The organism is Tenacibaculum pelagium (assembly GCF_014062345.1).
GTDB classification, from domain to species: Bacteria; Bacteroidota; Bacteroidia; order Flavobacteriales; family Flavobacteriaceae; genus Polaribacter; species Polaribacter pelagius.
Window position 1 is genome coordinate 700,813 of sequence record NZ_JACGLS010000001.1, and the last position, 23,172, is coordinate 723,984.

32 protein-coding genes are annotated in these 23,172 nt (G+C 32.6%); 5 read left to right on the forward strand and 27 right to left on the reverse strand.

Features of this window, described 5'->3' with window-relative positions:
• Window positions 1–108: 108 nt before the first annotated feature.
• The 4 genes from H3Z83_RS03305 to H3Z83_RS03320 all read left to right on the forward strand — a co-directional run bounded on the left by H3Z83_RS03305 (window position 109) and on the right by H3Z83_RS03320 (window position 4,657).
• A complete protein-coding gene (locus H3Z83_RS03305; protein ID WP_220455438.1) occupies window positions 109–567 on the forward strand; it encodes an Lrp/AsnC ligand binding domain-containing protein in 459 nt (152 codons plus the stop codon).
• Window positions 568–572: 5 nt separating this feature from the next.
• On the forward strand, window positions 573–1,226 hold the full coding sequence (locus H3Z83_RS03310; protein WP_182124046.1) for a Dph6-related ATP pyrophosphatase: 654 nt from the start codon (window positions 573–575) through the stop codon (window positions 1,224–1,226).
• 10 nt (window positions 1,227–1,236) lie between these two features.
• Window positions 1,237–4,134 carry an FAD-binding and (Fe-S)-binding domain-containing protein gene (locus H3Z83_RS03315; RefSeq protein WP_182124047.1) on the forward strand — a complete coding sequence of 966 codons (2,898 nt, stop codon included), beginning with the start codon at window positions 1,237–1,239 and terminating at the stop codon, window positions 4,132–4,134.
• A 73-nt stretch (window positions 4,135–4,207) separates the two neighbouring features.
• Complete coding sequence (locus H3Z83_RS03320) at window positions 4,208–4,657, forward strand: hypothetical protein (RefSeq protein ID WP_182124048.1); 450 nt, start codon at window positions 4,208–4,210, stop codon at window positions 4,655–4,657.
• On the opposite strand, the gene ctlX is transcribed toward H3Z83_RS03320, so the two are convergent.
• Entirely contained in the window at window positions 4,647–5,582 is a 936-nt protein-coding gene (gene ctlX / locus H3Z83_RS03325) for a citrulline utilization hydrolase CtlX (protein WP_182124049.1), read from the reverse strand. The two genes, H3Z83_RS03320 and ctlX, sit on opposite strands and share 11 nt — an antisense overlap.
• Window positions 5,583–5,722: 140 nt before the next feature.
• Between ctlX and H3Z83_RS03330 the strand changes: the two genes are divergently transcribed.
• On the forward strand, window positions 5,723–6,481 hold the full coding sequence (locus H3Z83_RS03330; protein WP_182124050.1) for a hypothetical protein: 759 nt from the start codon (window positions 5,723–5,725) through the stop codon (window positions 6,479–6,481).
• Window positions 6,482–6,505: 24 nt separating this feature from the next.
• Here the strand turns inward: H3Z83_RS03330 and moeB are convergent, their stop codons facing one another.
• From moeB to rpmC, 26 genes are all read right to left on the reverse strand, one after another.
• Entirely contained in the window at window positions 6,506–7,558 is a 1,053-nt protein-coding gene (gene moeB / locus H3Z83_RS03335) for a HesA/MoeB/ThiF family protein (protein WP_182124051.1), read from the reverse strand.
• A gap of 32 nt (window positions 7,559–7,590) precedes the next feature.
• The gene (locus tag H3Z83_RS03340) at window positions 7,591–8,232 is read right to left on the reverse strand and encodes a thiamine phosphate synthase (RefSeq protein ID WP_182124052.1); all 642 of its coding nucleotides are present in this window, start codon (window positions 8,230–8,232) and stop codon (window positions 7,591–7,593) included.
• Window positions 8,233–8,331: 99 nt separating this feature from the next.
• Window positions 8,332–9,285, reverse strand: coding sequence for an arginase (locus H3Z83_RS03345; protein WP_220455439.1), 954 nt, complete (start codon window positions 9,283–9,285; stop codon window positions 8,332–8,334).
• A gap of 55 nt (window positions 9,286–9,340) precedes the next feature.
• Window positions 9,341–10,627 (reverse strand): citrate synthase, encoded by a 1,287-nt coding sequence (locus H3Z83_RS03350; RefSeq protein WP_182124053.1) that lies wholly within the window; start codon window positions 10,625–10,627, stop codon window positions 9,341–9,343.
• A 185-nt stretch (window positions 10,628–10,812) separates the two neighbouring features.
• Window positions 10,813–12,102, reverse strand: a complete 1,290-nt coding sequence (gene eno, locus H3Z83_RS03355) for a phosphopyruvate hydratase (protein ID WP_182124054.1) — start codon at window positions 12,100–12,102, stop codon at window positions 10,813–10,815.
• Between the two features lie 81 nt (window positions 12,103–12,183).
• Window positions 12,184–13,299: a glutamine-hydrolyzing carbamoyl-phosphate synthase small subunit gene (carA, locus tag H3Z83_RS03360; RefSeq protein WP_182124055.1), complete on the reverse strand. Its 1,116-nt coding sequence runs from the start codon at window positions 13,297–13,299 to the stop codon at window positions 12,184–12,186.
• A 98-nt stretch (window positions 13,300–13,397) separates the two neighbouring features.
• Window positions 13,398–13,871 carry a 50S ribosomal protein L17 gene (rplQ, locus tag H3Z83_RS03365; protein ID WP_182124056.1) on the reverse strand — a complete coding sequence of 158 codons (474 nt, stop codon included), beginning with the start codon at window positions 13,869–13,871 and terminating at the stop codon, window positions 13,398–13,400.
• A 61-nt stretch (window positions 13,872–13,932) separates the two neighbouring features.
• Window positions 13,933–14,925: a DNA-directed RNA polymerase subunit alpha gene (locus H3Z83_RS03370; protein ID WP_182124057.1), complete on the reverse strand. Its 993-nt coding sequence runs from the start codon at window positions 14,923–14,925 to the stop codon at window positions 13,933–13,935.
• 97 nt (window positions 14,926–15,022) lie between these two features.
• Window positions 15,023–15,628 (reverse strand): 30S ribosomal protein S4, encoded by a 606-nt coding sequence (rpsD, locus tag H3Z83_RS03375; protein ID WP_182124058.1) that lies wholly within the window; start codon window positions 15,626–15,628, stop codon window positions 15,023–15,025.
• Between the two features lie 135 nt (window positions 15,629–15,763).
• Window positions 15,764–16,150 carry a 30S ribosomal protein S11 gene (gene rpsK, locus H3Z83_RS03380; protein WP_068703467.1) on the reverse strand — a complete coding sequence of 129 codons (387 nt, stop codon included), beginning with the start codon at window positions 16,148–16,150 and terminating at the stop codon, window positions 15,764–15,766.
• An 80-nt stretch (window positions 16,151–16,230) separates the two neighbouring features.
• Entirely contained in the window at window positions 16,231–16,596 is a 366-nt protein-coding gene (gene rpsM / locus H3Z83_RS03385) for a 30S ribosomal protein S13 (protein WP_182124059.1), read from the reverse strand.
• Window positions 16,596–16,712: a type B 50S ribosomal protein L36 gene (ykgO, locus tag H3Z83_RS03390; RefSeq protein WP_010181906.1), complete on the reverse strand. Its 117-nt coding sequence runs from the start codon at window positions 16,710–16,712 to the stop codon at window positions 16,596–16,598. Before ykgO ends, rpsM begins: the two co-directional genes overlap by 1 nt.
• 12 nt (window positions 16,713–16,724) lie before the next feature.
• Window positions 16,725–16,940, reverse strand: a complete 216-nt coding sequence (gene infA / locus H3Z83_RS03395) for a translation initiation factor IF-1 (protein ID WP_068206835.1) — start codon at window positions 16,938–16,940, stop codon at window positions 16,725–16,727.
• 1 nt (window position 16,941) lies between these two features.
• Window positions 16,942–18,261 carry a preprotein translocase subunit SecY gene (gene secY / locus H3Z83_RS03400; RefSeq protein WP_182124379.1) on the reverse strand — a complete coding sequence of 440 codons (1,320 nt, stop codon included), beginning with the start codon at window positions 18,259–18,261 and terminating at the stop codon, window positions 16,942–16,944.
• A 12-nt stretch (window positions 18,262–18,273) separates the two neighbouring features.
• The gene (gene rplO, locus H3Z83_RS03405; protein WP_182124060.1) at window positions 18,274–18,723 is read right to left on the reverse strand and encodes a 50S ribosomal protein L15; all 450 of its coding nucleotides are present in this window, start codon (window positions 18,721–18,723) and stop codon (window positions 18,274–18,276) included.
• Window positions 18,724–18,737: 14 nt separating this feature from the next.
• Entirely contained in the window at window positions 18,738–18,920 is a 183-nt protein-coding gene (gene rpmD, locus H3Z83_RS03410; protein WP_182124061.1) for a 50S ribosomal protein L30, read from the reverse strand.
• 11 nt (window positions 18,921–18,931) lie between these two features.
• Entirely contained in the window at window positions 18,932–19,456 is a 525-nt protein-coding gene (gene rpsE, locus H3Z83_RS03415; protein ID WP_317167210.1) for a 30S ribosomal protein S5, read from the reverse strand.
• A gap of 8 nt (window positions 19,457–19,464) precedes the next feature.
• Window positions 19,465–19,815 (reverse strand): 50S ribosomal protein L18, encoded by a 351-nt coding sequence (gene rplR / locus H3Z83_RS03420; RefSeq protein WP_182124063.1) that lies wholly within the window; start codon window positions 19,813–19,815, stop codon window positions 19,465–19,467.
• Window positions 19,816–19,833: 18 nt separating this feature from the next.
• Entirely contained in the window at window positions 19,834–20,379 is a 546-nt protein-coding gene (rplF, locus tag H3Z83_RS03425; protein WP_182124064.1) for a 50S ribosomal protein L6, read from the reverse strand.
• Between the two features lie 12 nt (window positions 20,380–20,391).
• Window positions 20,392–20,790 carry a 30S ribosomal protein S8 gene (gene rpsH / locus H3Z83_RS03430; protein ID WP_182124065.1) on the reverse strand — a complete coding sequence of 133 codons (399 nt, stop codon included), beginning with the start codon at window positions 20,788–20,790 and terminating at the stop codon, window positions 20,392–20,394.
• Between the two features lie 391 nt (window positions 20,791–21,181).
• Entirely contained in the window at window positions 21,182–21,451 is a 270-nt protein-coding gene (gene rpsN / locus H3Z83_RS03435) for a 30S ribosomal protein S14 (protein WP_182124066.1), read from the reverse strand.
• Window positions 21,452–21,454: 3 nt separating this feature from the next.
• A complete protein-coding gene (gene rplE, locus H3Z83_RS03440; protein ID WP_182124067.1) occupies window positions 21,455–22,006 on the reverse strand; it encodes a 50S ribosomal protein L5 in 552 nt (183 codons plus the stop codon).
• 2 nt (window positions 22,007–22,008) lie between these two features.
• Entirely contained in the window at window positions 22,009–22,317 is a 309-nt protein-coding gene (gene rplX / locus H3Z83_RS03445) for a 50S ribosomal protein L24 (protein ID WP_182124068.1), read from the reverse strand.
• 12 nt (window positions 22,318–22,329) lie between these two features.
• Window positions 22,330–22,698: a 50S ribosomal protein L14 gene (rplN, locus tag H3Z83_RS03450; RefSeq protein ID WP_182124069.1), complete on the reverse strand. Its 369-nt coding sequence runs from the start codon at window positions 22,696–22,698 to the stop codon at window positions 22,330–22,332.
• 1 nt (window position 22,699) lies between these two features.
• Window positions 22,700–22,957: a 30S ribosomal protein S17 gene (rpsQ, locus tag H3Z83_RS03455; RefSeq protein WP_182124070.1), complete on the reverse strand. Its 258-nt coding sequence runs from the start codon at window positions 22,955–22,957 to the stop codon at window positions 22,700–22,702.
• 18 nt (window positions 22,958–22,975) lie between these two features.
• Window positions 22,976–23,167 carry a 50S ribosomal protein L29 gene (rpmC, locus tag H3Z83_RS03460; protein ID WP_182124071.1) on the reverse strand — a complete coding sequence of 64 codons (192 nt, stop codon included), beginning with the start codon at window positions 23,165–23,167 and terminating at the stop codon, window positions 22,976–22,978.
• Between the last annotated feature and the right edge of the window lie 5 nt (window positions 23,168–23,172).

Here is a 23,172-nt window from a genome sequence, read left to right on the forward strand (position 1 = left end):
AACTGTGTAGTCGTATATTTACATTTTCGGCTACACTTTTTTGCATTAAAGAGATTCTATATCTTCTAGCTTACATTGAGTGTATTCTAGCAACACAAAATTATTATTTTGAAAGATCAATTTGATTATATAGACCAACAAATACTTCTCAAGCTTCGAAAAGATGCTCGTAAAGCTTATTCGCAAATAGCAGAGGAGCTAAAAGTATCAAACTCTTTAATTCACCAACGTATTAAAAAGTTAAACACTGAAGGCGTTATTCAAAATGCTGAATTCATTTTAGACGAAAAGAAATTAGGCTATAAAACCAAATCCTATACAGGAATTCGTTTGCGTGAAGCCCGTTTTGCAAAAGATGTTATAAAAGAATTAGAAAAAATTGATGAAATTGTAGAGTGCAATTTTGTTTCTGGTAACTATGCAATATTCATTTTAATATATGCAAGAGATAACGAACATCTTCGAAAGATACTCTACGATAAAGTTCATTTGATAAATGGAGTAGCCGGAACAGATACTTTTATTTGTTTTGATACAGGTTTTAAACGTAACGTTCCTATAGGTTAATAATTATGAGTACAACGGCAGCAGTTTTATGGACTGGAGGAAAAGATTGCGCTTTGGCTCTTTTCAAAGCTCAAAAAAAAGGATATAACATCACACATCTAGTAACGTTTACTCCTGAAAACCCAGATTTTAAAGCACATAACTTATCGTTAATTCAGCAACAAGTAGCAGCTATTGGGTTACCTCATTTACTGTTAACAGTAAAAGCTCCTATGCAAGAGAGTTATGAAAACAACATAGCTACCTTAAAAAAGCAATATAAAATTGATACTTTAATTACTGGTGATATTGATGAAGTTCAAAACCATGATAATTGGATTGAAAAATGTTGTCAAAAATCGGAAATGTTGGTTTATAATCCGCTCTGGAAAAAAGATAGAAACGAATTGCTTCATCAATTAATAAATGAAAATTTCAAGATTATCTTTTCACTAGTTAAAAAACCTTTTTTTGATCAAAACTGGGTAAGAAAAGTAATAGATTCAACAATTATTGAAGAATTAAAGAAATTAAATATTGATATTTGTGGTGAAAATGGAGAGTACCATACGATGGTATTAAATGCTCCTTATTTTTCAAAGGAATTAAAAATAGATTCATATACCATTACTGAACATGAACACTATTTTTACCTTAACAAACAACTAACAACATCATAAGGTGAAAACCATGATACAGAAAGTACAATTACAAAGCTTAGAAAAATCGTTAACTGGCGAATTATTCTTTGACGATTTACATAAAAACATATATGCTACCGATGCTTCGGTATATCGTAAGATTCCTTTAGCTGTTGCCTATCCAAAAAACAAAAAGGATATTCAGCAATTAATTGAATTTGCCACAAAACATCAAACGACTTTAATTCCACGTACAGCAGGAACTTCATTGGCTGGACAATGTGTTGGAGACGGAATCGTAGTAGACGTTTCTAAACACTTTACCAATGTTTTAGCATTTGACGAACAAGCCAAAACAATTACTGTTGAACCAGGAATCATTAGAGACGATTTAAATCGTTTTTTAAAACCATTTGGTTTGTTTTTTGGTCCTAATACCTCAACATCTAACCGATGTATGATTGGAGGAATGGTTGGAAATAATTCTTCTGGTAGCACCTCTATACGATATGGTGTTACACGTGATAAAGTATTAACTATTGACGGTTTATTAAGTGATGGTTCTGAGGTTACTTTTGAAGAAATCTCTTCTCAAGAATTTAGAACAAAATCTTTACAAGATAATCTTGAAGGAAAAATATACAAGTCTATTTTCTTTGAATTAAGCTCAAAAGAAAATCAAGATGAAATAAAAAAAGAGTTCCCTAAAGAAAGTATTCATAGAAGAAATACAGGATATGCCGTAGATGAGTTCTTGATTTCTGATTTATTTGGAGGAACCGAGGAAAGAATAAACCCGGCTAAATTCTTATCAGGAAGTGAAGGTACTTTAGTTTTCTCAACAGCTATTACGATTCAATTAGACGACTTGCCTCCTACGCAAAGTATTATGGTTTGTCCGCATTTTACTAGTGTAAACGAAAGTTTAAAAGCTACTGTTACTGCCATGAACCATAAGTTATATGCTTGTGAGTTGATGGATAAAGTAATTTTAGACTGTACTAAAAATAACCGTGAACAAGCCAAAAATCGTTTTTTCTTACAAGGAGATCCAGAAGCTGTTTTAATGTTAGAAGTTTCTTCTGAAACTATTGAAGAAGCCGAAATTTTAGCTGATAAACTTATTGAAGATTTAAAAGCAAATAACTTCGGATATCATTATCCTAAAGTATACGGACAAGACATTGCTAAAGTACATTATTTGAGAAAAGCTGGATTAGGTTTATTAGGAAATATTGTAGGTGATATGAAAGCTGTAGCTTGTATTGAAGATACCGCTGTTGCCTTAGAAGATTTACCAGAATATATTGAAGAATTCACCCAAATAATGGATAAATACCAGCAAGATGCTGTTTATTATGCACATGCTGGTGCGGGAGAGTTACACTTACGCCCTATCTTAAATCTAAAGAAACAAGAAGATGTAGTACTCTTTAGAAAAATTACTACGGAGACTGCTGAGTTGGTAAAAAAGTATCAAGGATCTTTTAGCGGTGAACATGGTGACGGAATTGTGCGCGCTGAGTTTATTCCATTAATGATTGGTGATAAAAATTATCAATTACTAAGACGAATTAAAAAAGCATTTGATCCTAATAATGTATTTAATAAAGGAAAGATTACAGACGCTTTCCCAATGGATCAAAGTTTACGATATGAAATTGATAGAAAAGAGCCTGAAATAGAAACCATTCAAGATTTTTCAGATAGTGAAGGTATTTTAAAACTTGCTGAAAAATGTAATGGTTCTGGTGATTGTAGAAAATCCCCAGAAGCTAGTGGTACTTTATGTCCTAGTTATAGAGCTACAAAGAATGAGTCTGAGACCACCCGTGCAAGAGCAAATATACTACGTGAAGTTTTAACCAACAACACTGCAAAAAATAAGTTCGATTCTAAGGAACTAAAAAAGGTCTTAGACCTTTGTTTAAGTTGTAAAGCCTGTGCTACAGAATGTCCAAGTAATGTTGATATCGCTTCAATGAAAGCAGAATTCTTATATCAATATCAAGAAACAAACGGATATTCTTTTAGAAGTAAATTATTTGCAAATAATGCAAAGTATAATAAGTTAGGAAGCAAATTCCCTACCCTAATCAATTTCTTTACCAATACCATCATTGCTAAAAAAGTAATGGGTGTTGCTACCGAACGTACAGTTCCTAAGTTAGCAAAACAACCTTTAGAAACTTGGCTAAAAAATTATCAAACAAAAGCTAGCAATAAGACCGTTTATCTTTTTAACGATGAGTTTACCAATTATTATGATGCTGAAATTGGAAAAGATGCTGTAATTGTATTAGAAAAGTTAGGGTATGAAGTGAAAACGTTGACTCATGAAGAAAGTGGACGCAGTTATATTTCTAAAGGGTTTTTAAAAGAAGCCAAAGAAATTGCCAATAAAAACGTAGCTACATTTAAAACTTTAATTTCAGGTCAAACTCCTTTAGTTGGAATTGAACCTTCTGCTATCTTAACTTTTAGAGATGAATATATTCGTTTAGCAGATGATAAAAAGAGTGCTGAAAATATTTCTAAAAACACCTTTACCATAGAAGAATTCTTAGCCTCTGAACATAAAAAAGGAAATATAGACACTTCGTTATTTACATCTGAAAACAAAGAGTTAAAAATTCATGGGCACTGCCATCAAAAAGCATTGTCTAGCACCTATGCTTCTTTTTCTATTTTAAATATTCCTAATAACTATAAAGTTACCATTATGAACACAGGTTGTTGTGGTATGGCTGGTTCATTTGGATATGAAAAAGAACATTATAAAGTAAGTATGCAAGTTGGTGAAGACACCTTGTTTCCAAAAGTTAGAAACTGTTCAGAAACTACAGAAATTGTAGCTGCAGGAACAAGTTGTCGTCATCAAATTTATGACGGAACTAAGCGAATTGCTAAACACCCTATAACTATTCTAAAAGAAGCCATACGTTAAAACCATACTAAGTATTGATTTTCAAACAGTTATTTCGTATTTTTAAACATTCTTATAATTTAAAACACGAATTATGACTAGTACAAAAATAATCGTCAACAATGCTTTGTTAATCTTTGGAGGGATTGTCGCTTTCTTTTTTTTAATGAAAATTTTAGGCTTAGAAAATGTTTCTGAGCTTCGTTTTTTAAACTTTGCTTTTGTACTTTGGGGTATAAATCGAGCTATAAAAACAAATATGGATCGAAATCAAGAATCTCAATATTTTACCAATTTTTCTATAGGAGCTGCAACATCTATAGCAGCAGTAGCTCTTACTATTATAGGATTAATTATCTATGTAGATTTTATAAATCCTGGATTTATGACTGTACTAGAAGATTCTTCTTTTTGGGGACAAAATTTAAGCTTAGGATTGGTAATTTTTGCTTTTGCTATTGAAGGAATTGCTTCTTCAGTAATTTGTTCTTTTATTTTAATGCAATATTATAAAAATTACAAACCAGCTATAACTATTGCTTAGGTAAAAATACCTCAGCCATCATGCAACGAGCACTTCCACCTCCACAAGTTTCTATTGTTTTAAGAGACGAGTGAATAATCGGGTTGTGCTTTTCTATTTTTTTTACTTGTTCTTGGGTTAAAGATTCATAAGCTGAAGAACTCATTACCAAGTAATGTTTATTACTAGCTCCTTTAACTTGCAACATGTTTCCTGCAAATTGAGTTACTTGCTTTTCTGAGATGGAAATCACTTCTTTACCATCATATTTTAGGTGTTTAAGTAAGTTCTTCTTTTCCTTTTTATCATCTATAGCATTTAAACACACTATTGCAAAAGTTTCTGCAATACACATCATTACATTCGTGTGATAAATAACTTCTCTACTTCCATCTACTGTTTGATTCGCTGTAAAAATCACAGGGGTAAATTCAAAATCTTCACAAAACTCGATAAACAATTCCTCGTCTGCTCTTGGTGATAATGCACAGTAAGCTTTTCTATTCTGACGATCTAAAATCATACTTCCAGTACCTTCTAAAAAAACTCCTTCCTCTTCTGCCTCTGAATAATCGATTACATTCGCTATTTCAAAACCTTCTGCTTCTATAACTTCTAACAAATCCTCGCGTTTTTCTAAACGACGATTTTCAGCAAACATCGGATATATAGCTACATCTCCATTTTCATGAAAAGAAATCCAGTTATTCGGAAACAATGCATCTGGAGTATTCGGTTTTTCGGTATCATTTACAACAATTAGGCTTACACCTTTGCTTTTTAACTCCTCAACAAAATCATCAAATTCTTGTTGTGCTTTTGCATTAACAGCAGCCGGTAATATATTAGTTAATTCTTGCTGATAATAGTTATTTACAGCCGTTTGTTCGTTCATTCTAAAACTAGCTGGACGAACCATTAAAATAGTATTGGTAGTTTGTTGCATACTGCGAAAGTAAAAAGAATTTGTTTTGATTCTTAATTCATTTATAAATAACTTAGCTATTGTTGAATATAAATCATTAAAACGGATTTATATTTTAAAACTAGTTAACGTCAATTGTATCCAACCACTCAACACAAACAATGAATATTTATTTAGATAACAATATAGTAATTGACATCGAGGATGGAAATTACTCACTTGAAGAACTTGTTTCTAAAATTGGAATTCAACAATCTAAAATATTTTATTCATCTGTACATATTACTGAAGCCAATGAAATGAATGGACAAGATAAAACTCAAAAAATTGAAAGAAGGTGTCGAACAATCTCAAACATAACTTCTAACAATTACATAAATATTGACCCAAATACTCACTTAATACAAAAGCAAATTGTAAAGCCGGAACAAATACTTAAAAGACAAAAATATTGGACTAACAATTCAACTTCGGGAGCTCTTCAAAAAACGGAATTAAGTGCGGTTTCTCAAGAGCAAAAAGTCGCTTTCAGAGAATCGCTCGGAATTAGCCCAAAAGAAATAAACAATTACTCAGTTAAAGAAGTTATTGAGCAGTTCGAAATTAAAAAAGATAAATTTGGGAATATGAGTTTACCTGAACTTATCGAAACTGCTACAAGAATTAAATTGGGAAAGTCAGCTACCATATTAACAAAAATTGTTGCCACCTTTGAACTATTGGATTTAATAGGATTCTGGAAAGATATTTATACAACGAAATCAGATTTTGCTAGAGCACAAGATTCACAACATTGTGTTTCAGCTTCCGTATGTGATTACTTCATATCAAATGACAAAAAAACACGAAGTAAATCGAGATTAGTGTATGATATATTTAAGATTAACACTAAGGTTCTTGATTCCAATGGAAACGAATAGTAATAGCTACAACAGTCCCAAACCTTACAAGATTCCTCCTTTCAAGTTAATAAAGTTTGTATCATTAAATTGTTCTTTTAAAAAATCAATAGCTTTTGCACTTCGCATTCCTGACTTACAATACACAATAATATCTTTTGCTATATCTACCTCTTTAAAACGCTGAGATAGTTCTCCTAATGGTATATGTTGTCCTCCAATATGATATCGTTCTCGCTCCAAATCCTCTCGTACATCTAATAAGTTATAGGCTTCTTTATTTTTGTTTAATTCAGTTAAAGTAATTTCATTTTCAATTAATCTAATTCCACAAAAAACATCGTAATTTTCTTCTAGTTCTTTTATATCAGCTTTATCTGTTCGTTTAAATTTTAAAACCATTTGTTGCATGGTTAATAAATTATAAGTCAACATTTTTCCTGATAAAACTTCACCTAATCCACAAATAATTTTAATTACCTCATTTGCCTGTAAACAACCTATAACACCTGGTAAAACTCCTATAACACCTATCTGAGAACAATTAGGTACTTCGTTCGCTTTTGGAGGAGTTGGATATAAACAACGATAGGTAGGTCCATCGTTATAATTAAACACACTTACCTGGCCTTCAAACTTAAAAATTGCTCCATACACCAATGTTTTATTCGTTAACACTGCTGTATCATTTACCAAATAACGAGTAGAAAAATTATCACTACCATCTACTATAATATCATATTTACTAAATAGTTCAATAGCATTTTCTTTCGTTAATTTTTCATGATATGTATTAAACTGTATAAAAGGATTTAATGCAGCTAATCTCTTTGATACTGCTAAAACTTTTGGAGTGTCAATATCATTTTGAGTGTATAATATTTGACGCTGTAAATTACTTTGGCTCACTACATCATCATCGATCAAACCAATCGTACCTACTCCTGCTGCCGTAAGATATTGTAAAACGGGACAACCTAATCCACCAGCGCCAATCACTAAAACCTTGGCTTGCTTTAATTTTAACTGCCCCTCTACTCCTACTTCATTTAAAATTAAATGACGGTCGTATTGTTTTTGTTCTTCTTTGGTTAGCATTTACGATGTGTATAAATATTTAAAATAATAGATTACTTATTATCAAAACTATAACGTTGCTCATTTGTACTTGGCGCCTTTAATATTTGATGATAAACTGGTATTGTACTAAAATCTCTCGTAATTTCTTCTGAAACAGCAGCTCCATAAATACCTGTATTTATAAGCTCATTAATATTATTTAATGTTACTCCTCCAAATGCAATAATCGGTATAGCTGTTTGCAATGTTTCTATTAAAACTTGATAAACTACAACTTCTAAAGATTGTTTTGAACCCTTTTCATTTTGCGTAAAAGGTCCAAGAGTTATGTAATCAACATTTTTATCTATAAGACTTTTACAATCTTCTAATGTATTAGCTATAGCTCCAATACTGTAAAACTTACCCAAATGCTTCCTAATTTTTAATGGAGAATCTTTTGATTCCTCAAGATAAACACCATCTGCATTTATTTCTTTTACTATTTTGTAATTATCGTTAATTATTAATCTTGTTTGATAATGATTTGTAATTTCTCTTGCTTTTTTAGCAGTTTCTAAAAACGTTTTAGGATTCGTTTTTTTTATTCTTAGCTGCACCCATTCAATACCAGAAGCACAAGCTCTTTGAATATTTTCTAAATGCTCTTCTGAAGTTTTTCCTTGCGAAATATATTGTAATCTACTTATCATTACTTAATGTATTGGATGAACCTAATTTATAAATTATACTATAAACATAAAAACATCCATAAATTATGGATGTTCTTATAATTTATTAATTCTACTATTTTATAATTTTTCAACAGCTTTGGTTACTCCTTGAAGCACTTCAAAAGCTGTTTCTGCCATTTTATTTCCTTTTAAATCTAATAACGGATTTACTTCAACAAACTCTACACAAGCAACTTTATTACTTGCTAATAAATTATTAATGATTGAAATAATTTCATATTGATCGAAACCTTTTGCAACTGGGGTTCCAGTTCCATAAGAAATCATATCACAATCCATAGCATCCACATCAAACGATATATAAATCACATCACAGTTAGATAATTTTTCTAATGCTTCTTTTACACAAAGTTCTAAACCACGGTAACGTACTTCTGCTACCATATAGTTTTTAATTCCGTGCTTTTCCATCTGCTTATCTTCTGGTTCTTCTGTGTCTCGAACTCCAAAAAATACGATATCTTCCGGTAAAACTTTTTGACCAGGTAAACCTATATTTTTCATTCGCTCCCACAACTCTGCAGTTTCTCTATCTACATCATTTATCTGGCAATCTAAATTATCATCAGCAATTGCTGCTGACAAAGGCATACCATGAATATTTCCTGATGGAGAAGTATATGGTGAATGTAAATCTCCATGAGCATCAATCCAAACTACTCCTACTCTTTGAGTTGGATAGGCAGCTTTAACTCCACTTATGGTTCCTAAAGCTGAAGAATGATCTCCTGAAAGAACAATAGGAAACTTACCTTCTTGTAAATTTACTTTTACGTGGTTACTTAATCTTTTACATTGATTAAATACACTATCTATTCTTTTGGCAAACGAATTATTTTTCTTGTTATAAATTGATTCGTTTTCAGTAATTACATCTTCAAACTCATAAGAATCGAAATAATTACTGTGTTTATTAATTGCTGCTATTTCAATAGCATCAACTCCCATATCAGAACCACGAGTTCCTGCTCCAATATCTGATCTGTTTTTGATAAGTTTAATTTCTTTCATTATCAATTATATTAAATAAAAATGTCACCTAAATTTTAGATGACATTTTTTGTTATTATCTTTTGCTTATTTTTTTAAACTCTCTAAGGTTTTCACCTGTGTAAATTTGACGTGGACGACCAATTGGTTCTTTACGTAAACGCATTTCTTTCCACTGAGCAATCCAACCTGGTAAACGCCCTAATGCAAACATTACAGTAAACATTTCAACAGGAATACCCATTGCACGATAAATAATTCCTGAATAGAAATCTACGTTTGGATATAATTTACGTTTTACGAAATACTCATCATTTAAAGCTTCTTGTTCTAAACCTTTAGCAATCTCTAAAATTGGATCATCTATTCCTAAATCAGCTAATACTTCATCAGCAGCAACTTTAATAATTTTTGCTCTTGGATCGAAGTTTTTATAAACACGATGTCCGAATCCCATTAAACGGAAAGGATCGTTTTTATCTTTAGCTTTCGCCATGTATTTCTTTGTGTCTCCGCCATCTTCTTTAATAGCTTCTAACATTTCTAATACTGCTTGGTTTGCTCCACCATGTAATGGTCCCCATAAAGCAGATATTCCTGCAGAAAGAGAAGCAAATAATCCTGCATGAGAAGAACCAACAATTCTTACTGTAGATGTAGAACAGTTTTGTTCATGATCAGCATGTAAGATTAATAATTTATCTAATGCATCCTTGATTATTGGATTAATCTCATATTCTTCATTAGGTTGCTCAAACATCATTTTCATAACGTTCTCTACATATCCTAATTTTTTAGATCCGTAGTTTAAAGGTAAACCTTGCTTCTTACGCATTGCCCAAGCTACTAATACTGGAAATTTCCCTAAAATCTTCACGATAGCTCTATACATTTCCTCTTCAGAGTCAACATTTACAGATGATGGATTAAAAGCTACTAAAGCACTTGTTAAAGAAGATAATACTCCCATTGGGTGTGCATTCTTAGGAAAAGCTTCTATGATTTTCTTTATATCTTCATCTACAATCGCTTTTTCACGAATATCATTATGAAATTTCTCTAATTGCTCTTTGTTAGGTAATTCTCCGAAAATTAATAAGTAAGCTACTTCTAAAAAATCCGCTTTTTCGGCTAAATCTTCAATTGAGTATCCTCTATAACGTAAAATCCCTTCTTCTCCATTTAAAAATGTAATAGCACTTTGACAAGAACCTGTATTTTTATAACCTGGATCGATTGTAATAACTCCTCCAGTAGCTCCTCTCAAAGTTTTAATATCAATTGCAGTCTCATTTTCTGTTCCTTCTATTAAAGGGAACTCATACGTATTTTCGCCAATTTGTAGTTTTGCTATATCTGCCATTTTATCTCTTAAATTTTTATAAATGAAGTGAAATGCGAAGATACCATTTTTTGCAGTATTTTAAAAATTGACATTGATAGATTTTTGATATTAGAAAATAGAAATCTCTTATTCAAAAATCATTCAAAAAACAAAAAACCTTGTTAGAATATCTAACAAGGTTTTAAATACTTTTATTTATGTGATTATTTAATTTTAAACGCTTTTTCTTGCGGATAAAATGCAACATCATCTAATTCTTCTTCGATACGTAATAACTGATTGTATTTCGCCATACGATCTGAACGAGAAGCTGAACCTGTTTTAATTTGTCCAGTATTTAATGCTACTGCTAAATCTGCAATTGTATTATCTTCAGTTTCTCCAGAACGGTGACTCATTACAGAAGTAAATCCTGCATTATGCGCCATATTTACAGCTGCAATCGTTTCAGTTAATGTACCAATTTGATTTACCTTAATTAAAATAGAATTTGCAATTCCTTTTTCGATACCTTTTGATAAACGCTCAACATTAGTTACAAATAAATCATCTCCTACTAACTGAACTTTATCTCCACAGATTTCAGTTAAATACTTCCATCCATCCCAATCATTTTCATCCATTCCGTCTTCGATAGAAATAATTGGATATTTATCTGCTAATTCTGCTAAATAATCTGCTTGCTCTTTACTTGTACGAACTTTACCATTTGGCCCTTCAAATTTTGTGTAATCGTATTTACCATCCACAAAAAATTCTGCAGCAGCACAATCTAAAGCAATCATAACTTCATCTCCGAATTTATATCCTGCATTTTTAGTAGCTAAAGCAATCGTTTCAATCGCATCTTCTGTTCCATCTAAAGTTGGTGCAAAACCACCTTCATCACCAACTGCAGTTGATAAATTACGATCGTGTAAAACTTTCTTTAAATGATGAAAAATCTCAGAACCTACTTGCATTGCTTCTGTAAAATTCTTTGCTTTTATTGGCATTACCATAAACTCCTGAAATGCGATTGGCGCATCAGAATGTGAACCTCCGTTGATTATATTCATCATTGGAACTGGTAAAGTATTAGCAGAAACTCCCCCAACATATCTGTATAATGGTAACCCTAATTCATTTGCTGCAGCTTTAGCTACTGCTAAAGAAACTCCTAAAATAGCATTGGCTCCTAACTTAGATTTATTTGGAGTTCCGTCTAAATCAATCATTAATTGATCGATCATATTTTGCTCAAAAATAGACACTCCTAATAATTCTTGAGCTATTAAAGTGTTTACGTTTTTAACCGCATTTAACACTCCTTTACCCATATATTTATCACCTCCGTCACGTAGCTCAACAGCTTCATGCTCTCCAGTAGAAGCCCCTGAAGGAACAGCTGCTCTACCCATAACACCATTATCTGTAGTTACATCTACTTCAACAGTTGGGTTACCTCTTGAATCAAAAATTTGACGTGCGTGAATGTTAATTATAATACTCATAGTTGTTTTATTTTAATGTAGATTCCCGTGAACTATTAACTCACGGGAATATATTTTATGCTTGCTAATTTACAAAAATGCTTACGCTTCTACTTTAGCTTTTTTAATATTTTCTATAAACTGATCGAATAAATATTCTGCATCATGTGGTCCAGGACTTGCTTCTGGGTGATACTGTACAGAAAATACATTTTTAGATTTCATTCTAATTCCTGCCACTGTATGATCGTTTAAATGTACGTGAGTAATTTCTACATCATTATGTGCTTCAGTTTCTTCACGATTAATAGCAAAACCGTGGTTTTGAGAAGTAATTTCACCTTTACCAGTTAATAAGTTTTTTACTGGATGATTAATTCCTCTGTGACCATTATGCATTTTATACGTTGAAATTCCGTTTGCTAATGCAATAACTTGATGTCCTAAACAGATTCCAAAAAGAGGTAAATCTCTTTTAATAATTTCTTTTGCTGTATTTTGAGCATCAACTAATGGTTCTGGATCCCCAGGCCCGTTAGATATAAAATATCCGTCAGGGTTAAAATCACTCATTTCTTCAAAACTAGCATTATAAGGGTATACTTTTATATAGGCTCCTCTTTTTACAAAATTTCTTAAAATGTTTTTTTTAATTCCAATGTCTAAAGCAGATATCTTGATTGGTGCATTTTCGTCTCCGACATAGTAAGGTTCTTTAGTAGAAACTTTAGAGGCTAATTCTAAACCAACCATATCTGGTGTTTGGGCTAATTGCTTCTTTAATTCATCAATCTTATCTACTTCTGTAGAAATAATTGCATTCATAGCTCCGTTATCACGTATATAAGCTACTAATGCTCTAGTGTCTACATCTGATATAGCAACTAGATTGTGCTCTTTAAACCAATCGAATAAGTTTCCGTCAGAATCTACACGAGAATGTGTAAAGCTAAAGTTACGACAAATTAAACCTGATATTTTAATTCCATCAGATTCTACTTCTTCATTATTGATTCCGTAATTACCAATATGTGCATTTGTAGTTACCATTAATTGACCAAAATATGAAGGATCTGTAAATACTTCTTGATAACCTGTCATTCCTGTATTGAAACAAATTTCTCCTGTAGATGTCCCCTCTATCCCGATAGATTTACCATAAAAGATAGTTCCGTCTGCTAATAGAACTAATGCTTTTTTACGTTGTTGATATTTCATTTAGTGTGTTGTGTGTATTTTGATTGCAAAAATATATAAAAAAAGGGATAAACATTAAATGTTTATCCCTTTGATATAATTTATAAAAATTTTCATTTTTATTCTTCTTCTTGTGAAGTTTGAGTTTCAACAGCAGCTTCAACTTTCTTCGCTCCACCACGACGGCTACGACGAGTATTTTTCTTAGCTTTGTTTCCTTTTGGATTGTATAACTCGTTGTAATCAACTAATTCTACCATTGCCATAGAAGCGTTATCTCCTTGACGGTTTCCTAATTTGATGATACGAACATATCCTCCTGGTCTGTCTGCAACTTTTACTGAAACTTCTTTAAATAATTCTGTTACAGTAAATTTATTACGTAAGTAACTAAAAACTACACGACGATTATGAGTTGTGTCTTCTTTAGACTTTGTAATTAAAGGTTCAACAAACTTACGTAAAGCTTTTGCTTTAGCTACAGTTGTGTTAATACGCTTGTGTTCTATTAAAGAACAAGCCATATTTGCTAACATCGCTTTTCTGTGCGCTGTTTGTCTTCCTAAATGATTAAATTTCTTTCCGTGTCTCATGACATTTGGGTTTTAGCTCTCATCTTGCTACTACTCTGTTCGAGGAGCAAAATATGAAAGGTTAATCTCTATCTAATTTGTATTTACTTAAGTCCATTCCAAAATTAAGGTTCTTGTTCGCTACTAACTCATCTAATTCAGTTAACGACTTTTTACCAAAGTTTCTAAATTTCATTAAATCGCTTTTGTTAAATGACACTAAGTCTCCTAAAGTATCTACTTCTGCAGCTTTTAAACAGTTTAAAGCACGAACAGATAAATCCATATCTACTAATTTCGTCTTTAATAACTGACGCATGTGTAATGATTCCTCATCATATGTTTCAGTTTGTGCAATTTCATCTGCCTCTAAAGTGATACGCTCATCAGAGAATAACATAAAGTGGTGGATTAAAATCTTTGCTGCTTCAGTTAATGCATCCTTAGGATTGATAGAACCATCAGTATCGATATCGAAAACTAATTTTTCGTAATCGGTCTTTTGCTCTACACGGAAATTTTCAACTGCATATTTTACATTCTTTATTGGAGTGTAAATAGAATCTGTAAAAATCGTTCCTAATGGTGCACCTGCTCTTTTGTTTTCTTCAGCTGGAACAAAACCTCTACCTTTTTCGATAGTGATTTCTGCGTTGAACTTTACAGATTTATCCATGTTACAAATAACTAAATCTGGATTTAGTACTTGAAAACCTGAAGTAAATTTTTGTAAATCTCCTGCAGTTAATTGCTCTTGTCCTGATACTGCGATTGAAACAGTTTCTCTATCAGTCTCTTCAATTTGTTTCTTAAAACGAACTTGCTTTAAGTTTAAGATGATTTCTGTTACATCTTCTACAACTCCTTGAATTGTTGAGAATTCATGATCAACTCCATCAACACGTAATGATGTGATAGCAAAACCTTCTAATGAAGATAATAATACTCTTCTTAAAGCGTTTCCTACTGTTAATCCAAAACCTGGTTCAAGAGGTCTGAATTCGAATCTTCCTGAAAAATCAGTAGATTCAATCATTATTACTTTATCAGGCTTCTGAAAATTTAAAATTGCCATATTTTTTCTTCTTTTTAATTGTTATTCAGTTGCGCGGTTTATAAGCGTGAAGAAGTGCAAATAAACCCTTTGGCTGAACTTCAATATGATTAATTTATTACTTAGAATATAATTCTACGATTAATTGCTCTTTGATGTTTTCAGGAATCTGTAATCTTTCCGGTGCTTTAATAAAAGTTCCAGATTTTTGATCAGCGTTCCAGCTTAACCATTCGTAAACAGCACTGTTAGATGCTAATGCATCTTCGATAGCTACTAATGATTTAGACTTTTCTCTAACTGCAATTACATCACCTTCTTGTACACTATAAGATGGAATGTTTACAATCTCTCCGTTTACAGTAATGTGACGGTGAGAAACTAATTGACGTGCTCCACTTCTAGATTTAGACAATCCTAAACGGAATGCTACGTTATCTAAACGAGACTCACATAATTGTAATAAAACCTCACCAGTAATTCCTTTAGATGCAGAAGCTTTTTTAAATAAGTTACTGAATTGACGCTCTAAAATACCGTAAGTATATTTAGCTTTTTGCTTTTCCATTAACTGGATAGCATATTCAGATTTCTTACCTCTTCTTTTTCCAACACCGTGTTGTCCTGGAGGATAATTTCTTTTTTCGAAGTTTTTATCATCTCCGAAGATTGCTTCGCCAAACTTACGAGCAATTTTTGTTTTTGGTCCTGTATATCTTGCCATTTCTAATTAATTTAGTAGGGATTATGAATTAAGGCTTTCTCCTTCGATAATCTAAATCCTACTGAGTTTAAAATATTTATTTTTTCGCGCACAAAAGTACGCTAAACAAAAATATAAGTTGAAAATTAATTCAACTTATACTCTTCTTCTCTTTGGTGGACGACATCCGTTATGAGGAATAGGAGTAACATCAATGATTTCTGTTACTTCGATACCAGCATTGTGGATAGATCTGATTGCAGATTCTCTACCGTTACCTGGTCCTTTAACATACACTTTTACTTTACGTAAACCTGCTTCTTTTGCAACGTTTGCACAATCTTCTGCGGCTAACTGAGCTGCGTATGGAGTGTTCTTTTTAGAACCTCTAAAACCCATTTTACCTGCAGATGACCAAGATATAACGTCACCTTTTTTATTTGTTAAAGAAATAATAATATTGTTGAAAGATGCAGTTACGTGAGCTTCACCAACTGACTCTATTACAACTTTACGTTTTTTTGTTACTTTAGACTTTGCCATGATTATTATAGTTTTAGTAATTTAGTTTTCTAACCTTGTAGTTTTAATAACTACTATTAGATCTTTATTACTTATCTAACTTATTTTTTCTTGTTAGCTACAGTTTTTCTCTTACCCTTTCTTGTACGAGAGTTATTCTTAGTTCTTTGTCCTCTTAAAGGAAGCCCTAATCTGTGACGAATACCTCTTTGACATCCGATGTCCATTAAACGTTTAATGTTTAATTGAACTTCCGAACGTAATTCCCCTTCAATAGTAAAAGTTCCAACTTGCTCACGAATCGCTGCAATTTGATCATCAGTCCAATCTTGAACTTTAATGCTTTCGTCTATTTTTGCTGTTGCTAAAATCTCTTTAGCTCTGCTGTTTCCTATACCAAAGATGTAAGTTAAAGCGATAACACCTCTTTTATTCTTTGGAATATCAATACCTGCTATTCTTGCCATTACCCTTGTCTTTGTTTAAATCTAGGATTCTTTTTGTTAATTACATATAATCTGCCTTTTCTGCGTACTATCTTGCAGTCGGCGCTTCTTTTCTTTAATGATGCTCTTACTTTCATCAGTCTGTGTTTTTAATATCTGTAAGTAATTCTTGCCTTTGTTAAATCGTATGGGCTCATTTCTAACTTCACTTTATCACCTGGTAATAATTTGATGTAATGCATACGCATTTTTCCTGAAATGTGAGCCGTAACAATATGTCCGTTTTCTAACTCTACACGAAACATTGCATTTGATAATGCTTCTGTAATTGTTCCGTCTTGTTGAATTGCTGGTTGCTTAGCCATATTATTTTAACGATTTTCTGTTACTGTTACCTGTTTTCATTAAACCATCGTAACGAGAGTTTAATAAATACGAGTTAATTTGCTGAATAGTATCTATTGCAACACCAACCATAATGATTAAAGATGTTCCTCCAAAAAACATTGCCCAGTTTTGAGTAACTCCAAACTTTACAATAATTGCTGGTAAAATAGATAACGCTGCTAAAAATATTGATCCTGGTAATGTAATTTTCGACAATACTGAATCTAAAAAGTTAGCAGTTTCTTCACCTGGTTTATATCCTGGAACAAAACCATTACTTCTCTTTAAGTCTTCAGCCATTTTATTTGTTGGGATTGTAATCGCCGTATAAAAGTAACTAAAGATAATAATTAAGATAGCAAATATAACATTGTACCATAACCCGAAATTATCAGTTAAACTGTTTAATGCTGGAAATTTTTGACCTAAAGCTACTGGTAAAAACATAATAGCTTGTGCAAAAATAATTGGCATTACACCAGCAGCATTCAGTTTTAACGGAATGTACTGACGTGCACCATCAACATCTTTAATGTCTGTAACTGCTGTACGACGAGCATATTGAACTGCTACTTTACGTACTGCGGTAACTAATAATACGGTTAACAAGATTACCACAAACCAAACTATTAATTCGATTAAAATCATCATTATACCTCCTGCTCCTGCAGTTTGCTTAGAAACTAATTCTTGAATAAAAGCAGCTGGAAAGTTTGCAATAATACCTACAGTAATTAATAACGAAATTCCGTTACCAACTCCTTTATCAGTAATACGCTCTCCTAACCACATTGCAAAAATAGTTCCTGCACTTAATAGGATAATTGATGATACCCAAAATGTTGCTCCTGTTACTAAGAATGCTTCAGGTCCTAATCCCATTTGGTTTTGGATAATACCAATATAGGTTGGTGCTTGAAACAATGTAATAGCAATCGTAAGCCATCTTGTTATTTGCGTAATCTTCTTACGTCCACTTTCTCCATCTTTTTGTAATTTCTGTAAATATGGTACCGCGATACCCATTAACTGAACTACAATCGATGCAGAAATATAAGGCATTATACCAAGTGCCATTACTGACGCTCTAGCAAATGCCCCACCTGTAAATGCGTTTAATAAACCTAAAAGTCCACTAGAAGTACTGTCTTGTAGTGCTGATAACTGAGTAGGGTCAATTCCAGGTAATGGAACTGCCGCCATAAAACGGTAAACAGCAATTAAACCCAAGGTTAAAAGTAATTTCTCTTTTAACTCTTCTATCTTCCAAATGTCTTTTAAAGTATTTATAAAATTCATCATTTACAATTCTTATAATGATACTGCTTCACCTCCTGCTGCTTCGATAGCCGCTTTTGCTGTTGCAGTAAATTTATGTACAGTTACGTTTAATTTAGCTTTTAATTCTCCACCACCTAATATTTTTACTAAGTCGTTTTTACGAACTAATCTGTTTTCTATTAAAACATCTAAATTAACGGTATCTGTAATAGTTCCGTTATCTACTAATCCTTGTAATTTATCTAAATTAACACCTACATATTCCTTACGGTTAATGTTTGTGAATCCAAATTTAGGAACACGTCTTTGAAGAGGCATTTGACCACCTTCAAAACCGATCTTACGAGAATATCCTGAACGAGATTTTTGACCATTATGACCTCTAGTAGCGGTACCACCTTTACCAGAACCTTCACCACGTGCAATTCTCTTAACTTTCTTAACAGATCCCTCTGCTGGTTTTAAGTTGTGTAAACTCATGATTATTTATTGTCTTATTTAACTTCCTCTACGGAAACTAAGTGTTTAACTGTATTTACCATACCAACGATAGAAGGAGTTGCCTCGTGCTCTACAGTTTGGTTCATTCTACGTAAACCTAATGCCTCTAACGTCAATTTTTGATTTTTAAGGCGACCGATTTGACTTTTTACTTGTGTAACTCTAATTTTACTCATCGTCTTAAATTTTAACCGTTAAAAACTTTCTCTAAAGAAACTCCTCTTTGCTTAGCAATAGTTGCTGCGCTACGTAATTGTAATAAAGCATCGAAAGTTGCTTTTACTACGTTGTGAGGGTTTGATGATCCTTGAGACTTTGATAATACGTCTTTAATACCAACAGATTCTAATACCGAACGTACTGCTCCACCGGCGATAACTCCCGTACCATGTGATGCTGGCTTGATGTATACTTTCGCTCCACCAAATTTACCTTTTTGTTCGTGAGGTAAAGTTCCGTCTAAAATAGGAATACGCACTAAATTTTTCTTTGCATCTTCTATTGCCTTAGCAATTGCAGAAGCAACATCTTTAGACTTTCCTAATCCGTGACCTACAACTCCGTTACCATCTCCAACTACTACGATTGCAGAGAAACCAAATGCTCTACCCCCTTTAGTTACTTTGGTAACACGTTGTACACCTACTAATTTATCTACAAGCTCTAATCCGCTTGGTTTTACTCTTTCTACGTTTTTATATCCTAACATAATATAATTTCTTAAAATTTTAAACCAGCTTCTCTAGCAGCGTCTGCTAATACTTTAATTCTACCGTGGTATAAAAATCCATTTCTATCAAAAGAAACAGTTTCTACTCCAGCCTTAACAGCTTTTTCTGCGATAGCTTTTCCTACTGCTGTTGCAGCTTCTGATTTAGAACTAGCTGTAATTCCTTTATCTCTAGATGACGCAGATGTTAATGTTACACCAGCTACATCGTCGATTAATTGAGCATAGATCTCTTTGTTACTTCTAAAAACCGATAATCTTGGTTTAGTGGCTGTACCTGTAACAACTTTTCTAATTCTATACTTAATACGTTGTCTTCTTTCAAGCTTTGATAATGCCATAATAATTTCTCTTATTTATTATGCAGATTTACCTGCTTTTCTTCTTAATACTTCTCCTACAAACTTAATTCCTTTTCCTTTGTAAGGCTCTGGCTTACGCATAGAACGGATTTTTGCTGCAACTTGACCAACTAATTGTTTGTCGTGTGAAGATAATTTAATGATTGGGTTCTTACCTTTTTCAGATACTGTCTCAACCTTAACTTCTGGAGCTAAATTTAATACAATGTTATGAGAGAAACCTAAAGCTAAATCTAACTTTTGCCCTTGGTTAGATGCTCTGTAACCAACACCTACTAACTCTAACTCTTTAGTATAACCTTTAGTAACACCTTCAATCATATTATTGATTAAAGCACGATATAAACCGTGTGCTGCTCTATGGTCTTTACTATCTGATGGTCTTGCTACTTTTAGCGTACCATCTTCAATTTTTACAGTAATATCAGATTTTAACTCTTGAGTTAATTCACCTAATTTACCTTTTACTGTAACCACGTTTCCGTCTACTTTAACTTCAACACCTTGTGGTAATGCGATTGGATTGTTTCCTATTCTACTCATTGTACAAAGTGATTAATAAACGTAACATAATACTTCTCCACCAACGTTTTCTTGTTTTGCTTTTTTGTTTGTCATTACACCTTTAGATGTAGAAACAATTGCAATACCTAAACCGTTTAATACCCTTGGCATCTCTTTAGCGCCAACGTACTTACGTAAACCTGGTGTTGAAATTCTTTGAATCTTTCTGATTACTGATTCTTTCGTGTCACGGTCGTACTTTAAAGCTATCTTAATAGTTCCTTGAACTTTATCGTCATTGAACTGGTAGCTTAAAATGTAACCTTGATCGAACAAAATTTTCGTCATTTCCTTCTTCAAGTTCGAAGCAGGAACCTCCACTACTCTGTGTCCTACTGCCGTAGCATTTCTAACACGAGTAAGAAAATCCGCGATTGGATCTGTATACATAATTAATTAATTTGTGGTTTCGGTTTTTAGTAGTTTTTATTAATCCTTTGGGATAAATGGTTACAACTAAACCTTAAACCAGTTAATATTTATTTTTCGTTTTTCAGAATAAATCTCATAAGTATTATACTATTTATTTAGTATTTACTTACAAGGCGTAATTTACCCTGTAAAAACAGAGTGCAAATATACATAAACTTTTCGAAAATAAAACCTTTTTATTGATTATCGTTTTGAGTATTAATTTATTGGCTTTTTAATGCTCTATTTAAAACTAAAAACATGTAATATTTACATACAAAAAATAAGCGGTACAAAAAGTTTATAAACACAAAAAGGCATACAATATTTTATAATTGTACACCTTTTGTTTATGTATAAAACGTGCTGTTTACCAGCTAGCTTTCTTTACACCTGGAATTAATCCTTGGTTAGCCATTTCACGGAAAGTAACACGTGAAATACCGAACTGACGCATATATCCTTTTGGACGTCCAGTTAGCTTACAACGATTGTGCATTCTAATTGGTGAAGCGTTCTTTGGCAACTTTTGTAAACCTTCATAGTCTCCAGCTTCTTTTAAAGCTTTTCTCTTTTCAGCATACTTAGCAACCATTTTTGCTCTTTTACGCTCACGCGCTTTCATTGATTCTTTAGCCATCTCTTAATTCTTTTTAAATGGTAAACCTAATTCTCCTAATAATGACTTCGCCTCTTTATCAGTATCTGCAGATGTTACGAAAGTAATATCCATTCCGCTGATTTTTTTGATTTGGTCAATATTAATTTCTGGATAGATGATTTGTTCAGTAATTCCTAAGTTGTAATTACCTCTACCATCAAAACCGTTAGCTTTAATTCCGTTAAAATCTCTTACACGTGGTAAAGAAGCTGTAACTAATCTATCTAAAAATTCGTACATTTTATCTCCTCTTAACGTAACTTTTGCTCCAATTGGCATCCCTTTACGTAATTTGAAGTTTGCAACATCTTTCTTAGACATCGTAGAAACTGCTTTTTGACCTGTAATTGTAGTTAACTCGTCAATAGCGTATTCTATTAATTTCTTATCTGCTATAGCTGCACCAACACCTTTACTTACAACAATCTTTTGTAATTTAGGCACTTGCATTACATTACTATAACCGAATTCATCAGTAAGAGCTTTGATAACTCTGCTCTTGTACTCTTCTTTTAATCTTGGTACGTAACTCATGGTTATATTGCTTTATCTGATTTTTTTGAAAATCTAACTTTCTTATCTCCTTCTACTTTATATCCAACTCTTACAGCTTCACCGTTTTCAACTAAAGCTACGTTTGATATGTGTAATGGAGCTTCTTTTTTTACAATTCCTCCTTGAGGGTTAGTAGCGCTTGGTTTAGTGTGTTTAGACACCATGTTAACACCTTCTACTAAAACTCTATCTTTATCTTTAAGAATTTGTAAAACCTTTCCTTCAGATCCTTTATGATCACCTGCTAATACTTTAACAGTATCTCCTGATTTAATTTTGAACTTCTTCATCTTAATGTCGATTTAAAGCACTTCAGGTGCTAATGATACTATCTTCATAAATTGCTTATCACGTAACTCACGTCCTACTGGACCGAATACACGAGTTCCTCTCATTTCCTCTGTAGGATTTAAAAGTACACAAGCATTATCATCGAATCTAATATAAGATCCGTCTTTACGTCTAACTTCTTTCTTAGTACGAACAACTACCGCTCTAGAAACTTGTCCTTTCTTTACACTTCCGTTAGGAGTTGCAGACTTTACAGTTACTACAATTTTATCTCCAACGCTAGCGTAACGCTTCTTTGTTCCTCCTAAAACTCTAATTACTAAAACTTCTTTTGCTCCAGTATTATCTGCGACTTTTAATCTTGATTCTGTCTGTAACATATTATTTAGCTCTTTCTAGGATTTCTACTAATCTCCAACGTTTAGATTTACTCATAGGACGTGTTTCCATAATCCTAACTGTATCACCTTCGTTGCAATCGTTATTCTCGTCATGTGCAACGTACTTCTTAGTCTTTAATACGAACTTTCCGTACATTGGGTGCTTTACTCTTTTTACCTCGCTAACTACAATAGATTTCTCCATTTTGCTGCTAGATACTACACCGATTCTCTCTTTTCTAAGATTTCTTTTTTCCATCTTTAAAACTGACTAGAATTATTGTAATTCTCTTTTAGTTAACTCTGTAGCAATTCTTGCCACAGATTTTCTTAAGCTACGTAACTCTAATGGGTTTTCCAATGGAGTTATGGCGTGAGCCATCTTAAGATCCGTATAATTTTTCTTTAACGCTCCTAACTTTTCTTGTAAGTCTGCGATAGATAATTCTTTAATTTCTGATTGTTTCATGTCTT